Source organism: Streptomyces sediminimaris (assembly GCF_047049295.1).
Lineage (GTDB): Bacteria > Actinomycetota > Actinomycetes > Streptomycetales > Streptomycetaceae > Streptomyces > Streptomyces sediminimaris.
The window spans coordinates 41,618-63,520 of record NZ_JBJWOT010000003.1; the positions used below are offsets into that span (position 1 = coordinate 41,618).

23 protein-coding genes and 4 pseudogenes are annotated in these 21,903 nt (G+C 70.3%); 16 read left to right on the forward strand and 11 right to left on the reverse strand.

Features of this window, described 5'->3' with window-relative positions; translation table 11 throughout:
- Positions 1–198 precede the first annotated feature (198 nt).
- The 4 genes from ACJ9NR_RS39585 to ACJ9NR_RS39600 all read left to right on the forward strand — a co-directional run bounded on the left by ACJ9NR_RS39585 (position 199) and on the right by ACJ9NR_RS39600 (position 2,200).
- Positions 199–675 carry a peptidoglycan-binding domain-containing protein gene (locus ACJ9NR_RS39585; protein WP_412494739.1) on the forward strand — a complete coding sequence of 159 codons (477 nt, stop codon included), beginning with the start codon at positions 199–201 and terminating at the stop codon, positions 673–675.
- A 104-nt stretch (positions 676–779) separates the two neighbouring features.
- Positions 780–1,184, forward strand: coding sequence for a peptidoglycan-binding domain-containing protein (locus tag ACJ9NR_RS39590; RefSeq protein ID WP_412494740.1), 405 nt, complete (start codon positions 780–782; stop codon positions 1,182–1,184).
- A 109-nt stretch (positions 1,185–1,293) separates the two neighbouring features.
- Entirely contained in the window at positions 1,294–1,617 is a 324-nt protein-coding gene (locus tag ACJ9NR_RS39595) for a peptidoglycan-binding domain-containing protein (RefSeq protein ID WP_412494741.1), read from the forward strand.
- A 130-nt stretch (positions 1,618–1,747) separates the two neighbouring features.
- Positions 1,748–2,200, forward strand: a complete 453-nt coding sequence (locus tag ACJ9NR_RS39600) for a peptidoglycan-binding domain-containing protein (protein WP_412494742.1) — start codon at positions 1,748–1,750, stop codon at positions 2,198–2,200.
- A 130-nt stretch (positions 2,201–2,330) separates the two neighbouring features.
- Here ACJ9NR_RS39600 and ACJ9NR_RS39605 read toward each other — a convergent pair whose 3' ends face one another.
- A complete protein-coding gene (locus ACJ9NR_RS39605; RefSeq protein WP_412494743.1) occupies positions 2,331–2,471 on the reverse strand; it encodes a hypothetical protein in 141 nt (46 codons plus the stop codon).
- 203 nt (positions 2,472–2,674) lie between these two features.
- Between ACJ9NR_RS39605 and ACJ9NR_RS39610 the strand changes: the two genes are divergently transcribed.
- Positions 2,675–2,902, forward strand: coding sequence for a hypothetical protein (locus ACJ9NR_RS39610; RefSeq protein ID WP_412494744.1), 228 nt, complete (start codon positions 2,675–2,677; stop codon positions 2,900–2,902).
- Positions 2,903–2,931: 29 nt separating this feature from the next.
- Here ACJ9NR_RS39610 and ACJ9NR_RS39615 read toward each other — a convergent pair whose 3' ends face one another.
- Positions 2,932–3,537 (reverse strand): restriction endonuclease, encoded by a 606-nt coding sequence (locus ACJ9NR_RS39615; protein ID WP_412512793.1) that lies wholly within the window; start codon positions 3,535–3,537, stop codon positions 2,932–2,934.
- A 596-nt stretch (positions 3,538–4,133) separates the two neighbouring features.
- Here ACJ9NR_RS39615 and ACJ9NR_RS39620 point away from each other — a divergent pair.
- From ACJ9NR_RS39620 to ACJ9NR_RS39630, 3 genes are all read left to right on the forward strand, one after another.
- On the forward strand, positions 4,134–6,068 hold the full coding sequence (locus ACJ9NR_RS39620) for an ankyrin repeat domain-containing protein (RefSeq protein WP_412494746.1): 1,935 nt from the start codon (positions 4,134–4,136) through the stop codon (positions 6,066–6,068).
- Positions 6,069–6,565: 497 nt separating this feature from the next.
- Positions 6,566–6,907 (forward strand): hypothetical protein, encoded by a 342-nt coding sequence (locus ACJ9NR_RS39625; protein WP_412494748.1) that lies wholly within the window; start codon positions 6,566–6,568, stop codon positions 6,905–6,907.
- A gap of 11 nt (positions 6,908–6,918) precedes the next feature.
- On the forward strand, positions 6,919–7,530 hold the full coding sequence (locus ACJ9NR_RS39630; RefSeq protein ID WP_412494749.1) for a TetR/AcrR family transcriptional regulator: 612 nt from the start codon (positions 6,919–6,921) through the stop codon (positions 7,528–7,530).
- Between the two features lie 235 nt (positions 7,531–7,765).
- Here the strand turns inward: ACJ9NR_RS39630 and ACJ9NR_RS39635 are convergent.
- A pseudogene (locus ACJ9NR_RS39635) lies at positions 7,766–8,381 on the reverse strand (Uma2 family endonuclease).
- A 357-nt stretch (positions 8,382–8,738) separates the two neighbouring features.
- Here ACJ9NR_RS39635 and ACJ9NR_RS41730 point away from each other — a divergent pair.
- The 3 genes and pseudogenes from ACJ9NR_RS41730 to ACJ9NR_RS39645 all read left to right on the forward strand — a co-directional run.
- Positions 8,739–8,963, forward strand: a pseudogene (locus ACJ9NR_RS41730) (transposase); the annotation flags it as partial.
- A 396-nt stretch (positions 8,964–9,359) separates the two neighbouring features.
- Positions 9,360–9,590, forward strand: coding sequence for a hypothetical protein (locus tag ACJ9NR_RS39640; protein ID WP_412494750.1), 231 nt, complete (start codon positions 9,360–9,362; stop codon positions 9,588–9,590).
- A gap of 79 nt (positions 9,591–9,669) precedes the next feature.
- Positions 9,670–10,446, forward strand: a complete 777-nt coding sequence (locus ACJ9NR_RS39645; RefSeq protein WP_412494751.1) for a polysaccharide deacetylase family protein — start codon at positions 9,670–9,672, stop codon at positions 10,444–10,446.
- Positions 10,447–10,616: 170 nt separating this feature from the next.
- Here ACJ9NR_RS39645 and ACJ9NR_RS39650 read toward each other — a convergent pair whose 3' ends face one another.
- Positions 10,617–10,982 carry a transposase family protein gene (locus tag ACJ9NR_RS39650; protein ID WP_412494752.1) on the reverse strand — a complete coding sequence of 122 codons (366 nt, stop codon included), beginning with the start codon at positions 10,980–10,982 and terminating at the stop codon, positions 10,617–10,619.
- A 237-nt stretch (positions 10,983–11,219) separates the two neighbouring features.
- Here ACJ9NR_RS39650 and ACJ9NR_RS39655 point away from each other — a divergent pair.
- Together ACJ9NR_RS39655 and ACJ9NR_RS39660 are read left to right on the forward strand one after the other, a co-directional pair.
- Positions 11,220–11,396, forward strand: a pseudogene (locus ACJ9NR_RS39655) (TetR/AcrR family transcriptional regulator); the annotation flags it as partial.
- A gap of 257 nt (positions 11,397–11,653) precedes the next feature.
- Entirely contained in the window at positions 11,654–12,499 is an 846-nt protein-coding gene (locus tag ACJ9NR_RS39660) for an SDR family oxidoreductase (protein WP_412494753.1), read from the forward strand.
- A gap of 53 nt (positions 12,500–12,552) precedes the next feature.
- Here the strand turns inward: ACJ9NR_RS39660 and ACJ9NR_RS39665 are convergent.
- From ACJ9NR_RS39665 to ACJ9NR_RS39675, 3 genes and pseudogenes are all read right to left on the reverse strand, one after another.
- Positions 12,553–12,733 (reverse strand): annotated as a pseudogene (locus ACJ9NR_RS39665) (cyclophilin-like fold protein); the annotation flags it as partial.
- 251 nt (positions 12,734–12,984) lie between these two features.
- Positions 12,985–13,395 (reverse strand): (R)-mandelonitrile lyase, encoded by a 411-nt coding sequence (locus ACJ9NR_RS39670; RefSeq protein ID WP_382355118.1) that lies wholly within the window; start codon positions 13,393–13,395, stop codon positions 12,985–12,987.
- A 46-nt stretch (positions 13,396–13,441) separates the two neighbouring features.
- Positions 13,442–14,458: a zinc-dependent alcohol dehydrogenase family protein gene (locus ACJ9NR_RS39675; protein WP_412494754.1), complete on the reverse strand. Its 1,017-nt coding sequence runs from the start codon at positions 14,456–14,458 to the stop codon at positions 13,442–13,444.
- 219 nt (positions 14,459–14,677) lie between these two features.
- On the opposite strand from ACJ9NR_RS39675, the gene ACJ9NR_RS39680 reads away from it, so the two are divergent.
- Positions 14,678–15,565 (forward strand): helix-turn-helix transcriptional regulator, encoded by an 888-nt coding sequence (locus ACJ9NR_RS39680; RefSeq protein ID WP_412494755.1) that lies wholly within the window; start codon positions 14,678–14,680, stop codon positions 15,563–15,565.
- Between the two features lie 226 nt (positions 15,566–15,791).
- On the forward strand, positions 15,792–16,022 hold the full coding sequence (locus tag ACJ9NR_RS39685; protein WP_412494772.1) for a hypothetical protein: 231 nt from the start codon (positions 15,792–15,794) through the stop codon (positions 16,020–16,022).
- 184 nt (positions 16,023–16,206) lie between these two features.
- Here the strand turns inward: ACJ9NR_RS39685 and ACJ9NR_RS39690 are convergent, their stop codons facing one another.
- Both ACJ9NR_RS39690 and ACJ9NR_RS39695 read right to left on the reverse strand, forming a co-directional pair.
- Positions 16,207–16,584, reverse strand: coding sequence for a fic family toxin-antitoxin system, toxin component (locus ACJ9NR_RS39690; protein WP_412494756.1), 378 nt, complete (start codon positions 16,582–16,584; stop codon positions 16,207–16,209).
- Positions 16,584–16,823, reverse strand: coding sequence for a hypothetical protein (locus tag ACJ9NR_RS39695; protein ID WP_412494757.1), 240 nt, complete (start codon positions 16,821–16,823; stop codon positions 16,584–16,586). The genes ACJ9NR_RS39690 and ACJ9NR_RS39695 overlap by 1 nt, the downstream gene beginning before the upstream one ends.
- Positions 16,824–17,671: 848 nt before the next feature.
- Here ACJ9NR_RS39695 and ACJ9NR_RS39700 point away from each other — a divergent pair.
- The gene (locus ACJ9NR_RS39700; RefSeq protein ID WP_412494758.1) at positions 17,672–20,056 is read left to right on the forward strand and encodes a glycoside hydrolase family 44 protein; all 2,385 of its coding nucleotides are present in this window, start codon (positions 17,672–17,674) and stop codon (positions 20,054–20,056) included.
- A gap of 479 nt (positions 20,057–20,535) precedes the next feature.
- Here the strand turns inward: ACJ9NR_RS39700 and ACJ9NR_RS39705 are convergent, their stop codons facing one another.
- Positions 20,536–20,661: a hypothetical protein gene (locus tag ACJ9NR_RS39705; protein WP_412494759.1), complete on the reverse strand. Its 126-nt coding sequence runs from the start codon at positions 20,659–20,661 to the stop codon at positions 20,536–20,538.
- 597 nt (positions 20,662–21,258) lie between these two features.
- Entirely contained in the window at positions 21,259–21,489 is a 231-nt protein-coding gene (locus ACJ9NR_RS39710; RefSeq protein WP_412494760.1) for a three-helix bundle dimerization domain-containing protein, read from the reverse strand.
- Between the last annotated feature and the right edge of the window lie 414 nt (positions 21,490–21,903).

The following is a 21,903-nucleotide window of genomic DNA, read 5'->3' on the forward strand; positions in this document are numbered from 1 at the left end:
GGACGTCCCGAGACGTCTCACATCGCCCGGCACGCCGAACAATGTACCCCGCCCATCCGGCACGCTCGTGTTGCCCGTCCGGCAATGCGTTCCTGCGAGCCGCTCAGAGGTCTCACCTGCTGTCGCCCGGGCTGACCGAATCTCCACCTGCGCGCCCACCGCACCAGGTGGCGACACACCGCCCGGAAGGGGAACGGAATGCGGGCCAATGTCCTGTCGAGGACACTCGTCAGTGTCACTGCCGTGGCCGGCCTAGCCGCCGGAGGCCTTGCGGGTGCGGGCGTCGGCTACGCGGCGTCCGCACCCGCCTCGGAACAGTCGGACCAGGTCGCGAGCTCTGGGACTGCCGTCGCGCTCTCCACCAGCAACTGGGGCCTGAGTACCGCACAGGCCGTTGGGGTGCAGTGCTGGCTGCACAACAACGACTGGGGCTACAACGGCCCGTACGACGGGCTGCTGGGCACCAACAGCTGGAAAGCTTTGCAGCGTTATCTCAAATTCAACGGATGGTACACCGGGCCGATCGACGGGATTGTCGGCGGCGGCACGGTGACGGGATTCCAAAAGCTCCTCAAGAACTGGGGCTACTACTCCGGCCCAGTCGACGGAATTGTCGGATCAGGGACCGAGGCAGCGTTCAGCAAGTGGGCCGACTACATCGGGGAAGCCTGTTAGCTCACCCGGCTCTCAGCCCCCGCGCCGGGGGGCCGTGGGGCGGTGCTGCCTCGTAAGTACCGCCGAGCGCTCCCCACACTCACCGCCGTACACGGAGGAAATCCATGCGCATCCGCAGGCTCACCATCGCCGCCGGGCTGGCGGCCGTTCTGACGGCAGGCCTCCAAACTCCCGTCTGGGCTGTTCAGGACTCCGGCACCACTGCCGCCGCGACGTGCACCATCCGCTGGCAAACCAGCGGTGGCCACTCGGGTTTCACAGCGGGTTACAGCTGGGCCTGGAACACGATCGTACAGCGGGGCGACGAAGGCAACGCCGTCCGCGAGATCCAATGCCTGGTCAACAGTCACGCGTACTACGACGGCCCGAAGCTCACCGTCGACGGGGCCTACGGCCAGCTCACCGAGTCGGCGGTCCGCCGTCTCCAGACCAACTGGAGCCGTGCTCATTCCATCACCATCGACGGCATCGTCGGCCCTCAGACCTGGCGTGCCCTGCGCTCCGCCTGACTGCTTCGGAGCACCGCAGTCCGCCGTCATACGTAAACGACCACACAGAGGACAGGGAATGTCGAATCCACGTGGACTTCGCCGGACGGCCGTAACAGGAGCGGCTCTGGTGTGCACCGTGATGGGACTCGTCAGCACTGCCAGCGCCTCGACCACCGCAGGTTGGATCGGATACGGCTACGCGAACACGCACGACGGGGTGGTGTGTGTTCAAGAGGCCATCGACAATTCGCCTGCTCCCGCCCATGTGACCGTCGACGGTGCGTTCGGTCCCCAGACCTACTCGGGCATCAAGACCTTCCAGCAGTGGTGGAACCAGACCGGCGAATCCCCGCGCCTGAGTGTGGACGGCGTCGTCGGTCCACAGACCGGGGACCAGATGCTGGGCTACGTCGGCGCGGGTTGCTACCTGAACGTCCCCAGCACCGACTGACCGCCGTGCACCGCAGCCCGGTTGACGAACGCCAAGACGATGGGGTGAGTCGATCCGCCCGCGTGGCCGGAGAGATGTCCCCAACCGCTCTCCTCCTCGAAGAAGCACTCCACGTGACGAAAGGACGCACATGACCGGCAAAACACCTCTCCTCCTCGCGGCGGGGGCAGCCCTCACTGTCTTCCTGGGAGGTAGCGCCGGAGCAGCCTCGGCAGCTCCAGCGGCACACTCCACGGCCCCGGCCGCGCAGCCCACCTCTCATGTGCCGGCGTCCACGCCCTTGCGTCCGGACAGCCGCTGCCTGGTCTGGTGGAAGGAGACGACGAACTACGCCGGCATGACGGCCGGATATTCCTGGGCCTGGAATGTCACGGTCTACCCCGGGGCGAGCGGGGACAGGGTCAAGGAGATCCAGTGCCTCACCGACTACCACGGCCAAGGGCCCAGTGCACTCGACGGCATCTACGGGCCCGACACGGTCGCTGCCGTGAAACGTGTGCAGGCACGGTGTCAGTTCCCCCCGTCGCAGCAGGACGGCATCGTGGGCCCGCAGACGTGGCGTTGCCTGCGAATCGAGGAATGAGTCCCTGCCGGGACCCACAGCCGCCTCCGGCTTGTGCCGCGCCCCCAAGTCGTCTCCCCCAACCGGGCTCTACGAGGACGGTAATGGGCACGGCGTTGGGTGCGGCTCTCGTAAACGGAGACCGGGCCAACTACTCTGCGCCGTAGGTGGGTTGGGGCGCCCTGGTGGTGTGTGAGGTGCGACGCTCGAACTGGACGGTGGCGATCACTTGGACGGCCGCCATGATGGACGTGGTCAGCGCGGCGTAGTCATCGGTCAGTGCCCACTTCAACGCTGGCCCCCCTTGGGACGGCTGGTCGGTCCCCAGCGCACTGTAGCGATCACCAGCACCGACGAACACCGGCACAGCCGCGTGAGCAGGGCCCGGGGATGAGGACTTCCCGCACCGGCACACCACCTGACAGCAACGTCACCGGCTCACACAGGCCGCCGACGTCGAGTCCGCCACAGTCAACAAAAAGAGGGAGGACAGCCGTGGTCGGCGACAGCGTCCACGGCCGCCCCGTCGAGGTCCGGGTACGAACCCAGGACGCCGCCCGTCCACAGGCCGTCCTGCTCGACCGCGGGCCGGACGAAACCGCTGACGAAGCCCGCCACCCGCACCCGATACTGCACCGCCGTCGGCTCATGGCCTGCGGCGAAGAGAGCGCTCAGGCCCTGCGGTACCCGGCGTGGCGACTGTACGACACGAGCACCCGCTGACCGGTGAACGGCTCTTGGACGCCGGTCCGTCACTTCCCGTAGGCCTGCTTCCAGCGCGCCCGGTGACGGGAGTCCCCCTGGCCGCGACCGTTCACACGGCTCAGCGCCGAAAGGGACGCTCCGTTGTTCCACAAGCCGAGGTGATCGCGGTGCACAGCGAGAATGCCGTGCTCGACGGCGAACCTCTCGGAAGGACGGCTGAACCTGGTGGTCGTCACAAACACCGCCACGTCGGCCTGGAAGTGGACCTTGGCACCCAGCAGATCACGCAGCTCACGGCTGGCGATGGTGCTGCTGGGCGCGTACCGCTTGCACTGGATCACAAACGTCCGGCCATCCGGCAGACGACCGACGACATCGGCACCGTTGTCGTGCGAACCGCCCACCCGCCAAACCTCCGTACAGCCGTCCCTCCGGCACAAGCCGGCGACCAGCTCCTCGAATTCGGTGCCCGTCATCGCATCCACCTCGGACAGGCTCCGCCGACCGGCCTTCACCGCCTCGTCCTGGCGCCAACGGCGGTCCCGGGCACGCACCCTGCGGTCGGTGCGCCACAGCCACCAGCCCACGGCTCCGATACCGCCGAGGACCACACTCCCTACGGCGTACGGCCACACCTGCGACCAGAACACCATCAGCACGACGAGCAGGCCGCCTCCGCCGAGCGCGACCGGCTTTGCTCCTGTCGCCCGCCCGCGACGACGGGCCGGATTCCGTCCACGTTGAACAGCCATCTCGCCCTCCCCCGATCCTTCCTGAAGCGAGAGTCTCGGCAACGCAGGACAAGCCCGGAAGAGCGCAAGTCAGCCATGACCGATTCCGCTCAACCGGATCCAGCGGCCGATGCGACCATCCGCCGATTCAGCAGGGTGGCGTCAGCGCGCTACTCGTGGACAGTCGTGATCGGCGGTAAGACGCTGGCCCGCTGCCGCGAGCGGCGTACGAGATGCTCCACACGGCGGCGGTCTCGTTGGGGGTAGCCGTACTGACCCGGCCCGTCGCCTGTTTCCTACCGGGCCTCGCCGTTTTACGGGAAGAAGGCATCCGACGGGGGCTGCGGCTCCCAGCAGGCCGTCCGACGGCCGTCGGTTAGGATCGCGTGTGGCGCTGGAGGGTGCCGCCGGGTCCGCGGGAAGGGCTGAGCCCACCTCTGTCTGAAGCACGATCCTCGTGTGATGTGGCCTCTTCCTCGGCCTGAGCAGCGGACCGCAGGCGAACAGAGGGAGTCGCCGTGTCCGATTCACTTCCCGAACGCCCCGACCTCGGTCAGCTGCGCCGCCAGGCCAAGGAGTTGCGCGACGCCGCCCGCCGCGGTGACACCGCAGCTGTGCAGCGGTTTGACCGCCATCACCCCTCTCGCCCGGACGCGACCGGTCTGGCCGCCGCCCAGCTGGTCATCGCCCGCGAGCTGGGATTCGCGAGCTGGCCCCGGCTCAAAGCCGCCGTCGACGCCCACACGGCCTCCTGCCGGCAGGAACGAGCGTTCGTGGCCGCATCGGTCGAGCACCGGGTGCGGCAGGCTGCCGACCTCTTCCGCGCGGATCCGGGGATCGCCCGCGGCAGCCTGCGCGCCGCGGCCGTGCTCGGCGAGGCCGGGGCGGTGCACGAGATCCTCGCCACCGACCCCACGGCGGCGATCGCCATCGACGAGGAGCGCGGGTGGCCGCCGCTGCTGTACGCGTGCTATTCCCGGTGGCATCAGATCGACCCCGGCCGGGTGCCCGGGATGGCCGAGGTGGTGCGCCTTCTGTTGGACGCCGGGGCCGGCCCGAACACCAACGACGGGGGACGGCCGCGCTACCGCTCGGCGCTGCGCGGATCGGTGGAGGCCAACAACCCGGCCCTCACCGAAGTCCTGCTCGACGCCGGCGCCCACCCCGACCCGGGCCAGCCCATCGCCGAGGCCGCCCGTCATCGAGACCACCGATGCCTTGAACTGCTGCTCTCCCACGGAGCCCGGGTGGCGGGAACCTGGGCGGTCGGCGCCGCGGTCGGCAACGACGATCCGGTGGCGACCGCGCTGCTGCTCACCGCCCTCGAACCCGCCGCGGGTGGGGCGGGGACCACCGCTTCGCAGGCGTTGCCCGACGCCGCGGCAGGCGCCTCCGCGGAGGTCGTGGCCGCCCTTCTCGAAGCCGGGGCCGACCCGCGGGCCACCGGCGCGGACGGCCTGTCCGCGCACCGGCTCGCGGTGCGGGCCGGCAACGACGCCTCCGCGGCACTGCTGAGGGCATGCGGCGCCAGGGACGACAGCTCCGCGGTCGATCGGTTCCTCGGGGCCTGCCTCACCGCCGACTGCCGAGCGGCCGAAGAGCTGCTCGCCGATCACCCCGGCCTGCGCGACCAGCTGACCGACCAGGACCGCGCCGTCCTCGTCGACGCCGCCTCCCGGCGCCCCGAGGCGCTCGCCCTCATGCTCGGCCTGGGCTTCGCCCACGATGTCCGCAACGACTCCGGCGAACAGCCCCTGCACACCGCCGCCTACCACGGCAACGCGGCCGCGGTTCGGCTGCTGCTCGACGCCGGGGCCGAGGTCGACGCCCGCGACGCCCGGTTCGACGGCACTCCGCTGGCCTTCGCCACCGTCGGCAGCGCAGAACAGGCAGGCACGCCGGGCGACTGGTTTGCGACGGTGCGTCTGCTCCTTGACGCCGGTGCCTCACGAGAGGGTGTGTGGCTCGCCGGGAAACCGCCCAGCGAGGAGGTCATGGACCTCCTGCGCAGCTACGGCGTCACCCCCGACGCGGCACCCCCCGACGAAGCAACCGAGCAACCGGCGGACGAGCGGACCGACTCGGCCGAGCCGCTCGGCGCGGGCGTCCTCGGCGAGGTCGCCCGGCACCTCGACGCCGCCTGCCGTGACCGCGACCTCGACCTGCTGGCTTCGCTCCTGCACCCCGAGGTCCACTGGACCGGGGTCTGCCATGATCGCGCCCAGGTCCTCGCCTGGTACCGCCAGACCCTCGCCGACGGCACCACGCCCACCCTCGACAGCGTGGAAATCGACCGCGACGCCGTCGTGCTCGGGCTGACCCTGACCCGCCCGGCCGAAGGCGCCCGCCCCGCACCACCCCAGCGGATCTTCCAGGTCTTCACCGTCGACGGCGCCCAGATCGTCGACATCCGCGGCTACCCCGACCGCCGCAGCGCCCTCGCCCGGACCTGAAACCCACATCCCCACCACACCGAAGGCACCGAGACCGGCGCGGACAATGGCCGACGGGGCCGGCGAGGTCTTCCTCTCCGCCCCCGCCGGACCGTTGGTCATCAGTGGGCGCTGCCACCCGCCGCCCGTGCAACCGACAACGGCTGAATCGGGGTGGTGCGCCAGACCCCGTCTCGCGGGTCGGCGTCGCTTGGCGGGGCCGGGATGACTCACGGCACCACCTTGGCCTGTCTCGGACGACGTGGTTCCTCCCGCCGCTTCGGTTCTACGACCCATCGGCCGGGCGGGAGCCTCGGGGCGTAAAATGACTGACCAGTCATCCAGATTGGAGCCTTGGCATGAGGAAGAAGGGGACCCTGCAGGACCGAGGCCGGGGGTGTGGCTCCCGGGCGGTGGTACGAGGCCGCGCTGGATTGTGCTCACCGCCGCCACGGGCGGCGGGTGACCAGCCCGCAGAAGGCGCGGCCGCGCGCTGCCTGCATCGGGTGGAGCCGATCGTGCGGGGTCCGGTGGCCGTGCTGGTGACGGCGGCGTTCTTCGCCGGCGCGGGAGCGCTCGGCGGCCGGAGCGGAGTGGCTCTGGCCAGCGCATACGTGGCGTTTCTCGCCGCGTACTGCCTATTGAACTTCTGGCACTGCGCAGAGACGCACTGCGTGGTCACCGGGATGGGGTGGACGCCGGTTGCGCTGCTGGGGTTCGCCGCTGCGCTGGTGCCCGGTGGGAGTCTGACCTGGTACCGGGTGAACGCCGAGGCGGCTGCTTTCCTGGTGATCCTGGGAGCCGGCTACGCCCTGGAGTGGGCGGTGGCGGCACGGACCGGGCGCCGGGTCCTGCGGTAGGAAGGACTGGTATGCCCAAGCTCGCCCACCAGACACGCACCGCGCGGCGCAACCAGATCATCGCCGCCGCTGTGGGTTGCTTCGCCCGCAGCGGCTACCACTCGACGACGATGGCGGATGTCGCCGTGGCTGCCGGGGTGTCCAAGGGAACCCCGTACCTGTACTTCCCGAGCAAGGAGGCGCTATTCATCGCGCTGCACGACGAGTGGGGCTGCGGGCTCACCGAGCGGGTCGACGCCGCCGTCGGCGCGCTCACCGCTCCAGCGCACGAATCGCCGCGGACGGTGCTGCGGACCGTGGCCGCGGCGGTAGGCGCGCACGTGGTCGGGCAACCAGAATCCTGCCGGGTGCTGATGGAGGCTCGGACCTTGGCTGCCTACCACCCCGCGATCGCCGCCGCCGTCCAGACCGCCGACCGGCGCACGCAGGAAAAGGTGGAGGGTCTGATCCGGGCGGGTGTCGCCGCCGGCCAATGGCCGCAGAACACTGACCCAGCGCTGCAGGCGCGCCTGTTCACCGCCGCCCTGTACGGGCTGATGGCACACTGGCACCTCGCACCCGACTCGTTCTCCTGGGACGCCGCCGCGCACAGCCTGGCCGAGGTCCCACAGACCGAGCGGTAGAGCCCCGGCGGCGACGCGGCCTCACCGGGCGGCTCGCTCAGGCGGGAGGCGCGCCGCCGGAACTCTGTGACGGCCAGGACATGGTCATCATGCTGTGTCCCAGCAACAGAGTCGTCGCCGGTTTGGCGGAGATCCCGTACACCCTCGGCGCGGGTACGTGCACGGAGACGGCCCGGCTGCATGCCCGGAGCAGAGCGTCACGACCGGCGCAAACCACGCTGCCAGCGGCCCGGAGTCAGGGGACGAGCGCGTCGAGGTCGATGTCGAGCGGGAAGGGCACGGAGATCTTCAACCGCCCTCGGTGGATGCCGGTGGGCACGTAAGAACTGGTCATGGAGTCGAGTTCGTACGTATGGACGACCGGGGCCCCCGCCTCGTCCTCGACGCGCCAAAAATGCGCAATCTGGGCCTGCCCGTACTTGAAGGGCTTCAGGGGAGCGGTCCCGGTCCGCTGACTCTTCCGAGACGACCTCGACGACCAGGCTGACATCTTGGGGGGCGTACCACGTGCGGTCCGGATCATACGCGGCGGTGGAAATCAGGAGGTCGGGTTCAGGACGGCTCTTGTTGTCGAGCCGGACCGTCATCTGACGCTCCGCCTCGAACCCTTCGGGGGCGGCGTGCCGCAGGGCGAAGGTCAGGTTCTCCACGAGCCTGGCATGCCACGAACGCTGCGGCGACGTCATGAGGATCAGGGCTCCGTCGATGAGTTCCGTGTGCCGCGGGGCTTGGGGGAGGTTGTCGAGGTCGTCCGACTCCCAGCCGCTCGGTCTGGGCGGGATCAGCCAGTCGGGGAGTTCGGCCTTCACGGCTTCCTCCAGACGTCCATCGGGGGCACGACCCTGGGTCATGTCCACGGCCACGCAACTGGTGACAGCCTATTTGACGCCGTCGCACGACGAGCCGCTCCCGGGGCCAACAGCGAGGCGACGATCGCGTGCTGCTGTTCCGAACGGGCCGGGAAGCGGCCGACCGAAACGCCGGGCATGGCGAGGACCTGGTGGCAGCAACCCGCGTACTCGGTGGCAATGCCGACTTCGGCATTGTCCTTCCACCCGGGCGGGCCACGCGCACCGGTGGCCGGTAGAACCCGTCCACCAGCACCAGCTCCGCTGTCCGGCCCGCGGCAGTCGCCCACCGAGCACCACGTCCTGATCGGCAAGGTGGTCGATCACCATCCCGGCCACCTCCTCGCGAGCCCGGTCGTGATCGCGGTGCACCTGGTGGCGGTCACGCCATGATGCGGGTCATCATCGACCGGGCCCTGTATCTCCCGGCCGACTGGGCCGCCGACGACGAGCGGCGCGGCGGCCGGCGTCCCCGACGAGATCGACTTCGCCACCAAGCCCCAGCAGGCGGCACGGATGGTGGCCGACGCTCTCGAAGCCGGAGTGCCTGCTCGCTGTTTCGCCGCCGACGAGGTGTACTGCGGCACCACGCCCTCGGCCAGCAGCGCGAGCGCCAGTCCCGTGCCCGCGACCGCGCTGCCGATCCGGACCATCCCGGGCCCGCACGAGGTGTGGCTGGACTACGGTGACGGCGAGCGCCGCCGGGTGGGCCCGGTCGCGGACTCGGAGGAGGAACTGCTGGAGCTGCTGCGGGAGTTGGTGCGAGGTTCCGGGCACAGTGAGATCGTTTCATCCTGCAGTTGCAGGTCACGGGGCTGGCGTGGCCGGTCATGGGCGTGCTCATGCTGGTCGGCGGCGAGATCGGTAGCAGGTGATCGTCTGGTCATGGAGTGATTCGCCGGAACTGGGGCCGCGGGGCGTCCGTGCCGTCTACTGCCCACGGAATCAAGGGAGTTCACGGGGCGGGAGAGGGGGCGGAGGATGGCCGTGGTGCTGACGTGGGTGATTCAGCGGCGGGTCGTGCTGGCGGACCAGGTCGAGCAGCTGCGCAAGGAACTCGCGGAGGCGGAATCCGAGGTGGCCCGCCTGGCGGCGGCCGCAGCAGCGGGCCGTTGCCAGGCGCGAGGCACACCAGCGCCACCGTCGGCGGCCGAGCACGTCGGAGAGGCGCTGGAGCGGATCGCAGCCGAGGTGGCGCCGCAGCTCACTTGAAACGCGCTGCATACACGTGTCCTGCCTCACTGTCGAGGCCGCTGGGCAACCCTTCCGGCGCTGAAATCTTCTCCTTGGGATGAAGATCCTGAAGAGGCGGCCTCGCCTACTCATACTCCTGACCCTGGCCGCGGTGGCGGCCGTGACGGTGACCGTCGTCATGGTCATCCAGGCGAACAAGATGAAGACGCTCTCTCCGCGCGAGGAACGTGACCGGGCCGCGTCTGGAGCAGGCGTACCGTCGGGGCAGGTGGACTGCCGGAAGGCCAAGTGCATCGCGCTCACCTTCGATGGCAACCCGGGCGAACCCACCGACCGACTGATGGACCTCCTGAAGGGGTACAAGGCGCCGTCGACGTTCTTCCTTGAGGGCCGGCGCATCCACAAGTTCCCGGATGTGGTGCGGCGGATCGCCAAGGACGGCCACGAGATCGGGGACCACACCTGGACGCACGCGGTACTGACCGATGTCTCTGATGCGCAGATCCGCGACGAGCTGCGCCGCACGGCACGGGCCATCTCCAGCATCACCGGCAGCGAGCCGACGCTGATGCGCCCGCCCCAGGGCCGCACCGACGACCGCGTCTCCAAGGTCTCGAAAGAACTGGGGATGGCGCAGGTGCTGTGGACGGTGACCGCGAAGGACTACGAGACGGACGACACCGCACTGATCACCAAGCGCGTGCTCGCGGGCGCCGACCGCGACGGGATCATCCTGCTCCACCCGCTGCACAAGGGCACCGTGCCGGCCATGCCTTCCATCCTGAAGGCGCTCAGCAAGCAGGGCTACACCTTCGTGACCGTCTCCCAGCTGCTCGCTCCTGCCAAGGCCGAGCCCGGCAAGATCTACAAGTGACTGACTGACGCGCGAAGCGTCCGCCTCCTTGGGCCCCTCACCACCACGGGAGCCGCGGCCACCGGTTCCGCCGAACTCCGGTGACTCGTTCGGCACCCCATTCCAGGTGTGGCCGGTCGTGAGGGTGCTTGTGCTGGTCGGCGGCGGGATCGGTAGCAGGTGATTGCCCGTCACCAGGAGACTTCGGTGCGGGTGAGGACGAGCAGGGCCCGCAGCAGTGCGGTGGCGTGACGGGCATTGAGGCGGAGCTTGGTGAGCACGCGCCAGTTCTTCAAGTCGGCGAAGCCGTGCTCGTTCGCGGCGCGTTCGCGGGCCACGAGCTTGTTCGCCTCCTTCTGCGCGGCGGTCAGCCGTCGGCCGCGGGCGGCGCGGTAGCCGGTGATGATCACCGGGTTGTCGGGGTCGTCGTCGAGGCCGAGGAAGCCAAGGTCGGCGATCGCGACGATGCCGGCTTTGCGCAGGTGGGCGGTGATGTGGTCGTGCCGGGCGGCGGTGACGCCATGGGTACGGCCGCGCCGGGCGGCCGAGACCCTCACCCGGCTGCTGCGACAGCCGGGCGCCGGGGGTCTCTCACCCCCGTCCGGAGACAAAGCGCCTCATGGCGCACTTCCACCGTCCAGTGGCCGCGGATTGCGGTGGCCAGGTCGGCGGAAGTGGTCTGGTGAGCGTCGAGGCTGGTGACCGCGTAGACGCTCTCGCGGCTCTCGCGTCGTCCGGTCTGCCGTCGGCGGCGGCAGTGGACGCGGATGGCCAGGCGGGCATGAGGGAACGCGATCCCGCGGACCGCAACGGCCAGCCGGGCGATCGCCAGGTTCGTGATCGACGCCTATTCGCTGGCTCGTGAGGCGGCCGATCCGAAGGCCGCGGTGGACGAGATCTTCCGGATGATCGAGGCGGCCTGGGAGGTCACCTGCCCCTCCTCAACCTCCGCCGACACGGCCGGACCGTAGTCAGGACTCGCCCCGCCGGGCACCGTTTTCGGCTCGGGCGTCGGCGAGGGCGAAGGCCCGCTGGAGGCCCTTGAGGAGAGGGGGCTCGATGCGGTACGCACCGTAACGGCTCCTCGTGCATCGCAGTTTCGGTGTCGCAGGGCCGCTCTCCACCGCCGCCCTGGGCCGATACCCAGTCACCACACTGGCCCCCTGCCCGTCTGCCTGCTCATGGAAGACCGGTTGGAGACATCCGTGATCCTCTATGGTGTCGCGTTATGTCGGTCTTGGTCGTTGGTGGCAGCGGGTTCCTCGGAAGCGAGCTGGTCCGTCAGGCGACAGCTGCCGGTCATGTCACGGCCGCGACGTTCGCGACCCGGCCGGACTCGGTTCCAGACGCCATCCGGCATGACCTCGACCTGCGGAAGCCACAGCGTGTGGAAAGTGTCGTTGCCGATCTGGCGCCGTGCGCCATCATCAACGCGACCAGCCACGCAGCCGACTGGGCGGTGACGGCAGAAGGACCTGTGCGGCTCGCGCTGGCCGCCGCCCGGCACGGCTGTCGACTGGTCCACGTGTCGAGCGACGCGGTGTTCTCCGGCGCGAGCGTCCACTACGACGAGTCGCAGCTACCCGATCCCGTCACCCCGTACGGCGCGGCGAAGGCAGCAGCCGAGACCGGCGTCCGCCTCGTGTACCCGGACGCCGTCGTCGCCCGTACCTCTCTGATCATTGGCGACCGAGACTCTGTTCATGTCCGGGCAGTGCACGACCTGACGTCGGGCGGATGGGCCGGGGTGTTGTTCACGGACGACGTCCGCTGCCCGGTGCATGTGTCCGATCTTGCCGCCGCTCTGCTGGAACTGGCGTTCTCCCACGCTTCCGGCGTGCGCCATCTTGCGGGGGCCGATCCTGTCAGCCGCTATGAGCTCGGTGTCCTCATCGCTCACCGCGATGGGCTCGACGTCTCCCGGCTGCGGGCAGGACGGCGCAGCGAATCCGGGATCCCCGGCGGGCTCGACATCCGCCTCGACTGCCGCGCGACCCAACGCGAGTTGGTCACCCCACTGCGCGGCGCCAGGGAGTTCCTCGTCGAAGGAACCAACACGCCGAGCAACCGGTAGAAGACGGCCAGGTTGCCCCACGGCACGTAGTAGGCAAGGTCGCCGGCCTTCGCCGCAGACGGCGGGGGCGCCGTCGGTGGTGAGCCTGCGCGGCGGGCAGCCGATCCGCTCCGTGCCGTGGAAGTCCTCCGGCTGAAGGGTGAGCGGGAGCAGACCGGCCAGGTCGCGGGCGGCGGGGCTGTCGTTCAAGGTGCCGTCGGCCTTACGGCCGTCGATCGTCAGGCGGATGCGCATGGCGTTGCTCCTGTCGGACAGTGCGGATGGCTCGCGCGTCGAAGCCGACGGCGAGGACGGCACAGCGGGCGGCTGGTGACGGTCGCCGGCCGTCACGGGCCAGACCAGGACGACGAGCAGGACGGGGCAGAAAGGGCGCGCAGCACGAGCTTGTCCCTTCCCGACCTGCGCTGGGGTGGATGAGCCGCCACAACGGCACGCGGCAGCGCCAGGGGTGGCCGCCGGTGGGCGCGCCCGCCCGGTACCGGATTTCAGCTGGTGGCCGGGGCGGCGGCGTACTCCTCGTCGGTGACGGGGGTCAGCCAGTGCACGACGTCGTGGTCGGCGTCGCCCTCGTTGATGGCCAGGTGGACCATCAGCCGGTTCGGCGCCGCGCCGTGCCAGTGCTCCTCGTCTGCCTCGAACAGGACCCGGTCGCCGGGCCGGATGACCTCGACCGGTCCGCCGCGGCGCTGGCACAGGCCGACGCCCTCGGTGACGAACACGGTCTGGCCCAGCGGGTGGCGGTGCCAGTGGGTGCGGGCGCCGGGCAGGAAGTGCACCAGGTTCGCCGTGACCCGGGACGGGGCGGGTGCCGCGGCGACGGCGTCGATGTAGACGTCGCCGGTGAACCAGTCGGCGGGTCCTTTGACGGTGTCGATCGAGCTGCGGGTGATCTGCACGGTTGCTTGCTCCTTGCTCCTTGTGCGGGGGACGGAGTGGGTGCGGTCAGGGCTTGAGGAGTGACTTGATGGCGCGGCGCTCGTCCATGGCCTTGTAGCCCTCGGCGACCTGCTCCAGGGGCAGGGTGAGGTTGAAGACCCCGCCGGGGTCGATCGCTCCGGTCAGGACGCGGTCGATGAGGTCGGGCAGGTAGCGGCGCACGGGGGCGGGGCCGCCGCGCAGGGCGACGTGGGAGAAGAACAGCTCCTGCCCGTCGATGGCGACCTCGTGGGGAACGCCGACGAAGCCGACGTTGCCGCCGGGGCGCGCGGAGTGCAGGGCCTGCTGCATGGCCTGGGCGGTGCCGACGCACTCCAGCACGCTGTCGGCGCCGATGCCGCCGGTCATCTCCTTGATCCGGGCCACGCCCTCGTCGCCGCGCTCGGTGACGATGTCGGTGGCGCCGAACTCCCGGGCGAGCTTCTGCCGCGTCTCGTGCCGGCTCATGGCGATGATGCGCTCCGCACCCATCTCCTTCGCGGCGATCACGCCGCACAGGCCGACCGCGCCGTCGCCGACGACCACGGCGGTGGAGCCGGGCCTGACCTCGGCGGCGTCGGCGGCCCACCAGCCGGTGCCCATCACGTCGGAGACGGCCAGCAGGCCCGGCCGGAATCCCTCGTCGGGGATCTCGTCGGTGGCGACCAGGGTGCCCTGGGCGTTGGGGATGCGCATGTAGTCGGCCTGGCAGGTGGACATGAACTCGCGGTGCAGGCAGTTCGACTGGAAACCGTTCCGGCAGTTCGCGCAGGTGTTGTCCGAGGTGGCGAAAGAGCCGACGACGAACTGACCAGGCCTGACCGAGGTGACCTCCGAGCCGACCTCTTCCACGAAGCCGACGTACTCGTGCCCCATGGGATGCGGGTCGCCGATCGGCTCCGCGCCCCGGTAGGGCCACAGGTCGGAGCCGCACACGCAGGTCACAGCCGTACGAATGATCGCGTCGGTCGGGTGAAGGATCTTCGGGTCATCCAGGGTCTCGAAACGGACGTCGCCGGGGGCATGGATCACTGTGCCGCGCATGAGAGGGATTCCTTCGCGTGCCGTGACGTGCGGCCGCCGGAGTCCAGGGCCGCACCGAGTGCAGGGGCGGGTGCGCACTTCCTGCCCTGCCGGGACAGGGCGGGCGGAAGGCACCACGCCCTCCAGGTAACCCGCTCCCGGTCCGCGCAGCGAGGCACCGTCAAGGGGTGTACCGGCAGTACATCCCTATGGCAGCGGGCGGGACGTACCGTCGAAAGCGTGGACAACCAAGCAGAGATCCGCGAGTTCCTCACCTCGCGGCGCGCGAAGATCACCCCCGAACAAGCTGGCTTGCCCTCCGGGAACCGCCGACGCGTACCGGGCCTGCGCCGCAGCGAAGTCGCCGCCCTGGCCGATGTGAGCGTGGAGTACTACGCCAAGCTCGAGCGCGGCAACCTCGCCGGCGTCTCCCCTGCCGTACTCGAAGCCGTCGCCCGCGCCCTGCGGCTCGACGACGCCGAACGCGCCCACCTGCTCCACCTGGCGCAGGCCGCGGACGGCTCTGACGCACTCACCCGGCCTCGTCGCCGCACCACCCGGACCTGGACCGCGCACCGGAGCCTCCAGTGGGTCCTGGACGCCGTAACCGCCGGCCCGGCCTTCGTCCGCAACGGCCGCATGGAGCTCCTAGCCACCAACCAGCTCGCTCGCGCCTTCTACGACGACGTCTACACCACGGCCGGCAACCAGGCCAACCTGGCCCGCTTCCAGTTCCTCGACCCCGTCTCCCGCCGCTTCTACCCCGACTGGGACCAGGCCGCCGACATCACCGTCGCCATCCTGCGCACCGAAGCCGGCCGCAACCCCTACGACAAGGACCTGCACGACCTCATCGGCGAGCTCTCGACGCGCAGCGACGACTTCCGCACCCGCTGGGGCGCCCACAACGTCCGCCACCACGGCACCGGCACCAAATGCTTCCACCACCACACCGTCGGCGCCCTCACCCTCGCCTACGAGGGCCTGGAGATGGCCGCCGAAGCCGGCCTCACCCTCACCATCTACACCGCCGAACCGGGCTCGCCCTCCGAAGAGGGACTGCGTCTGCTCGCCTCCTGGGCCGCCACTCAGAGCGCCGGCTCTCCGTCAGCGCAGGGAGCCAGCTGACCATCATCGGATCGGCTGTGCAGTCGGACTGCTCGCCACGCGCGAGGCCACCTGTGCGCGCCTGCGGGAGTTTCCGCGGGCGATTCGCCTGGTCTGGGACTCGATCATGTTGGCGACCGCTCCGGCCGCCCGGCCCATGCCCTGTGCGGTTTGTTAGTCGCTTTGACCTGGCCTTCTCCGCCTCGGCGGCAGCCTTCGCCAAAGCGGTGAGGACATCCTCGGCCAGGTGCATGCCGGCCGCGTCGGTCTCGATCTCCCAGCGCTGGTGATACAGGGTGGCGAGTTCGGCTGCCGCACGGCGGTGGTGATCGAACAGGGTGGTGGCGAGCCGGTAGAGGCCGGTGTGCTCGGCCAAACCCTCACCTACAGACCCCTGGACAAACCCACCACGCCCGTCAACTTCACGGCCTTGCGGCTGGTCCTCTCCCGACGACAAGGCTCATCCGCCGGCGTGTGATGCGCTGCCTTCCTGGGGGCCAGGAACGCATGCCCCGGGTGGAGGGGGAAGCGGGCCGCGTGCTGGCGGCCAGAACGGTGAGCAGCACGTTCCTCCGAAGGGCGCCTCGACCCGCGGCCGGGAAGTGTCAATGCGCACGGGTCTGCTCCCAGCGCCCGCGGAGGCGGTCGCGGGATTGCGGGCGTCAGGTGGTGGTGGGCCAGGTGCGCAGCAGAGCTGCGATCTTCCCTGCGGTGCAGGCGGGGTCGAGGAGCAGGTCTTTGAGGGCGACGGCGTCTTCGCGGACGGGCTTGACGGGAATTCCGGCGGCTTCGAGGTACATGACGCCGGACGCGGCGGCAACGGCCAGGTTGGAGCGCTCCAGCCAGCGGCACCGGCCCAGCGTGTGCACCAGGGCGGCGGCTTTGGCGTAGGGGCCGTCGTAGACGGGCTGCTCGAACAGCTCGGCCCGGTGGCGGGCGACAGCCGAGACGGGCACGCCGTAATCGTCCGGGGCTGGATCGTTGGCCCCGGCGGCCTCGGCGACCTCCAGGACCCAGGGAACGTCGATGTGCGGGTCCATCAGGCCGCGTGCGCTCCCCCGGGCGTCTGCTGGGCCTGTTCGGCCTCGTCGAAGATTGCCTGGTGTTCGGTCAGGAAGCGGGCGGCCGCGTCCACCGCACGGGCGCGCAGGCCGCTGGCATCGTCCTGTACGAGCCGGGCGAGGTAGTCCCCGATGCTCAATCCCAGGTCGGCGGCGCGCTTCTTCGCGAGGTCCGCGACATCCTCGTCCACACGCGCGCCCAGCTGTGTCTTCGCCATAACCAGCATGGTAACAGCTGTTATCACACGGGGGACCCTGTGAGCGGCGGCCTCATCCGTCCGGTCACCGTCGAAGCGGCGGCCGGGCGTCCATGACCGGCACCCGGCCGGCCGGGCCGGTGCCGAGGGCGGGCCTTGACCAGCCAGGCACCGGCCTTGGCCGTGTCGCCGTCGCCTGGCCGGCTTCACGGGAGCCGGAGGCACGGCGGGGTGAGCAGGCTGCTCCCGCGGGCCGGGCCTCGAGAGGCCATCAGCCGCTGCCCGCCGTGGACAACACGTCCGGCGGCGGATCGGATGTGGGACCGGGAGGCGATCTTCGCACCTGCCAGGACGGGAACGCGGGTGAAGCTGCGGCCGGCTCGACCCGCGGCCGCAGCCAGCGTCACCGGGAAGATGCGCCACCCACATCTCCAGCGGGGCCCGGGCAGTCCCCCAACGCGGCACGGGCGCGCGCTCAGGGCCCTCCCGTTCCCATCCGCCCATGAGCCGCGAGCGTCGCGAAGGAGAACCCGTCCGCGCACGCCTGTTGACTGTCCGGGCGGGGAGCAGCACACTCCTGCCCAATGGGAGCGCTCCCACACTCGTCTGTCGGCGCACTGTCCACGCACAGGTGAGGGGGCGCCGCCGCCCGGTGAGCGGCTCCTCCCGTGAGCGGCCCGTTCACCGTTGCGGGCGGTGTCGCGGCTTGCCCGGTCATCCGGCCAGGTGGGTCACGAGCCTGCTGCACGACCGTGTCCACCCCCCACCTGAGCCGCAGCTCAGCGGCGACGGCTGCCGCCCGCAGGCGTCCTGGCGCCTGCGGCCGGGGCTGCCCTGCGTAGGCGCTGCCGGCCGTTGAGAAGGAGACCATGCCTACGACACACACAGCCGCTGCCCTTGCGGCGTTCGCGCTCATGCTGACCGGGACCGGGGCGGCACAGGCCACCGACGCGACACCGGTACGGTCGTCAGCGGCCGTCGCGGCCACGCCCGGCCCGGCGATCAGCGTGGACACCACCACCGGACGCCATGCCATCGACCCGCACATCTACGGCATGAACTTCCCCGAAGAGACGTTGGCGAAGGAACTGCGTCTGCCGGTGGGCCGCTGGGGCGGCAACGCGACCAGCCGCTACAACTACACGAACGACGCCTACAACGCGGGATCCGACTGGTACTTCGAAGACCTGCACTACGACAACGACACCTCGGCCCTGCCGGACGGATCGCAGGCCGACAAGTTCGTCGAGCAGAACCGCAGAACTGGCACCGACACCCTGATGACCGTGCCGATGACCGGCTGGGCCGCGGCCGGCCGCGACAACGGCTGCGGATTCAGCATCGCCAAATACGGCCCCCAGCAGGGCAGCGACGCGCAGTGGCGCCCGGACTGCGGCAACGGCAAGAAGCCCGATGGCACCCTCATCACCGGCAATGATCCGGCTGACACGAGCACGCCGGCCGGCGCGGACTTCGTCAAGGGCTGGGTGCAGTACCTGGACCGCACCTACGGCGGCGCGGGCAACGGCGGAGTGCGTTTCTACAACCTGGACAACGAGCCGGACCTGTGGCACGCCACCCACCGTGACGTGCACCCGGCCGGGGTTGGTTACGACGAACTGCGCGACAGCACCTACGCCACGGCCGCCGCCGTCAAGGACGCCGACCCGTCCGCGCAGACGCTCGGCCCGGTCGGCTGGGGCTTCAACTCGCTCATCTACTCCGGGCTCGACCAGCAGAAGTGCAGTGAGCAGGGCGGAGGGTGCTGGTCGGATCCTCCCGACCGCGCCGCGCACGGCGGCGTGCAGTTCGCGCCCTGGTACCTGCAACAGATGAAGGCATATCAGCAGGCCCACGGCCGACGGATCCTGGACTACTTCGACGAGCACATCTACCCGCAGCAGTCCGGTGTGTCCGGCAGCGCGGACGACGCCGCGACGCAGGCCCTTCGGCTGCGCTCCACCCGGCAGCTGTGGGACCCCTCCTACGTCGACGAGAGCTGGATCAACCAGCCGATCCAGTTCATCCCGCGCATGCACTCGCTGGTCGACCAGAACTACCCCGGCACCAAACTCGCCATCTCCGAGTACAACTGGGGCGCCCTCGACCAGGTCGACGGGGGCCTGGCGGAGGCCGACGTGCTGGGCATCTTCGGACGCGAGGGACTGGACCTGGCCACCTTGTGGTCACCGCCCAAAGCGACCGACCCCGGTGCCTACGCGTTCCGCATGTACCGCAACTACGACGGCAAGGGCGGCGCCTTCGGTGACACGGCCGTCCACGCCGCCAGTGCCGACCAGGACAAGCTGTCGGTCTACGCCGCCGAGCGCAGCACCGACCACGCCACCACGGTCATGGTCGTCAACAAGACCACCGGCGACCTGACCGCTCCGGTCACCCTCACCTCCGGCAGCACGCTCCCGGCGGCCGCCCAGGTCTACCGCTACGGCCAGGCCGACCCCGCCGCGATCGAGCACGCGGCCGACCAGCCGCTGAGCGGGGGCTCCTTCACCGCCACGTTCCCGGCATACTCCGTCACCGAGTACGTTGTCCCCGAGGGATCGGCCCAAACCACCGGGCCCTCGGCCCCCGGCACCCCGACGGCCTCCGCGATCGGCCCCGACCACGTCACCCTGGCCTGGCCGGCCGCCACCCCGGCAAGCGCGCCGCTGGCCGACTACCGCGTCTACTCCGGCGACCCCGCCACCACCGCACCGCTGGCCACCGTCACGGCGCCGGCCACCACCGCCCGCCTCACCGGCCTGACCCCGGCCACCTCCTACACGTTCCGCGTAGTGGCCACCGACACGGCCGGCCGTGGCTCGCCGCCTTCGAATCCGGTACAGGTCACCACCAGCCAGGCCACGACGAGCAGTTGCACCATCGCCTACCAGGTCGGCAACGACTGGGGCACCGGCTTCACCGCGACCATCAAGGTCACCAACCGTGCGGCCCCGGTCAACGGCTGGCAGCTCGGCTTCACGTTCGCCGGCGACCAGAAGGTCACACAGGGCTGGAACGGCACCTGGTCGCAGATGGCGGACACCGTCACCGTCAAGGACGCCGGCTGGAACGCCTCCCTGCCCACCGGCGCCTCCACCACGATCGGCTTCAACGGCACCTACACCGGCACCAACACCGCACCCGGCGCGTTCACCCTCAACAGCACCCCCTGCACCACCGCCGGCACCGCCGCCGCGGCAACGCTCACCGTGCCGACCGGCCACGCGTCCCCGCACCACGCGGCCCATTGAGAAGCCGGCGTTGCCGTACCGTTCACGCGCTTGGACCAGCGGCACCGCCGGCACAACGGCACGGCTCCCCTGGAGGTCGCCGGGGCGACCGTGCCGTTGTCCGCACCCAGTCGCGCCGCACTTCGGCCGACGTCGCTCACAATCCTGCCCCGGGCGGCACCGGTCTCCACGGCCGCAGGGACGTCGGCCACGCCGACGGGCGTGAAGTGCCGAGGGTCGTGCAGCGGCCTGAGCGTCCCGGCGTCGGCGAGGGCGGGCTGGGACTGCTGTTGACGGCGATCCCCAGCCGTCCACTCGCCGAGGTCTTGGTGTCCTTTCCACGCGCACGGCCCGAGCCGATACGACCTGGAGCTGAACCTGCGCTGGCGGCAGTCGTGGGAAGTCGGAGAAGTACTCACCACACCCCCACAACCGCCCGTCGTCGGGTCCGACGGGTTCGTGCCCGAGCCCTTCACAGTGCACCCGGAGCAGGTGGTCAGTCACCCCTCGCCGGCCTCCTGCCCCAGGAGCTGTGCGCCCGGCTCGGTGCCTGGGACGAAGCCCAGGAAGAGCAGGCCGATCAGTCGACCGACGAGAACGCGGCCGATCTGGTCGGCTACCAACACGACCTGTCCATCCCGCCCGGGTGGCGCGTCGGCGGCTTCGCCTCCTGGCACAAGACCGACCCGTACCCCATGGACTGCCAGACCTGCGGGACACCGATGCACCTGCTGCTGACCATCGACAGCTCGGGTCGAACTGTGGCCCGACCGGGTGCACGTGCGAGCCGTCCAGCTGCCGAAAACCTGGGCATCGGGCGCCGGCCGACGACGCATCCGGTCCGGAAACCCGGCACCTTCCCGTTCTGGCCCGGTCGGACGGGGCGGGAACCCCCTACCGACTCTCCAGCGGCTGCATCGGTGGAACAGATACCGCCGAATCCCTGGCCTGGACGTTCCGCCCCGGGCCCGCTGCCGGTCTCGGCCAACTGACCGTCTCGCTGTCCGAGCCCGGTTGCAGGCCCTTCCTCCTGCCGTTGTAGCGCAGGGGCGGCCGCGACTGCCCCAGCGGTAGCCCACGAGGGCCGCGGGCGCGGCCCACGGCACCCGCCGACGGATCCTACAGACCGGCGGCGCTTCCGACCGGCTGTGCGAGAGCGGAGGAGTGCGGGGTGCGCCGCAGGCTCCTGGCCGCACTTGCGTCTCTGCCGGAATGAAAGCGAGTCAGCTCCCTGTGGGGCCGTTTGCGGTAGGTGGCTGATGACCGAGAACGCTCCGCGCTCGGCGCTCGACCAGCACCGGAATGAAGTCGCGTACAGGCCGGTCCGTGAACGCCTGATGGGCCTCTGCCACGGCTGTTTCGATCTCAGCGGGGCTGCGTGTCGCGCGGAAGGCGTTGATGAGGCGGTCCACGACCGCGCGGATGGCGTCTTGTTCACGTGCCCGGTGCGTCACAGTGTCACCTGCCTGGATGAAGGTTGCCCAACCGTCGGTCGGCCCTCTCCGGAATTCTTCTCTCCCCGTCCTGTCGGGTATGGGGCGACGCGGGCCGCGAAACAGGACCGAGGGCCCCTTGCCACGAGGACGGAGCCGTGTGCAGGTAGTGGGTCGCGTCCCTCTTGACCTGCTCCTCGCCCTGAAGCCCAAAGGATTCCGGCCTTCTCGATCGTTGCTGCGCCGCTACGCGGCACAGGGTTCGGTCGGGAATCTGTGGCTTGCTGTTTCTTCGCGCTGTGCACGGCATCGGAGGCCATGCCCTCCCGTCCTCCCCCACAGCGGGCGGGAGCGGCCGGACACGGCGGGGGCGCGGACGAGAGGGGCGCGCCAGCGGGCCGCCACCGCGTCCAGCGTGTGGCGCCGTGCGGCCTC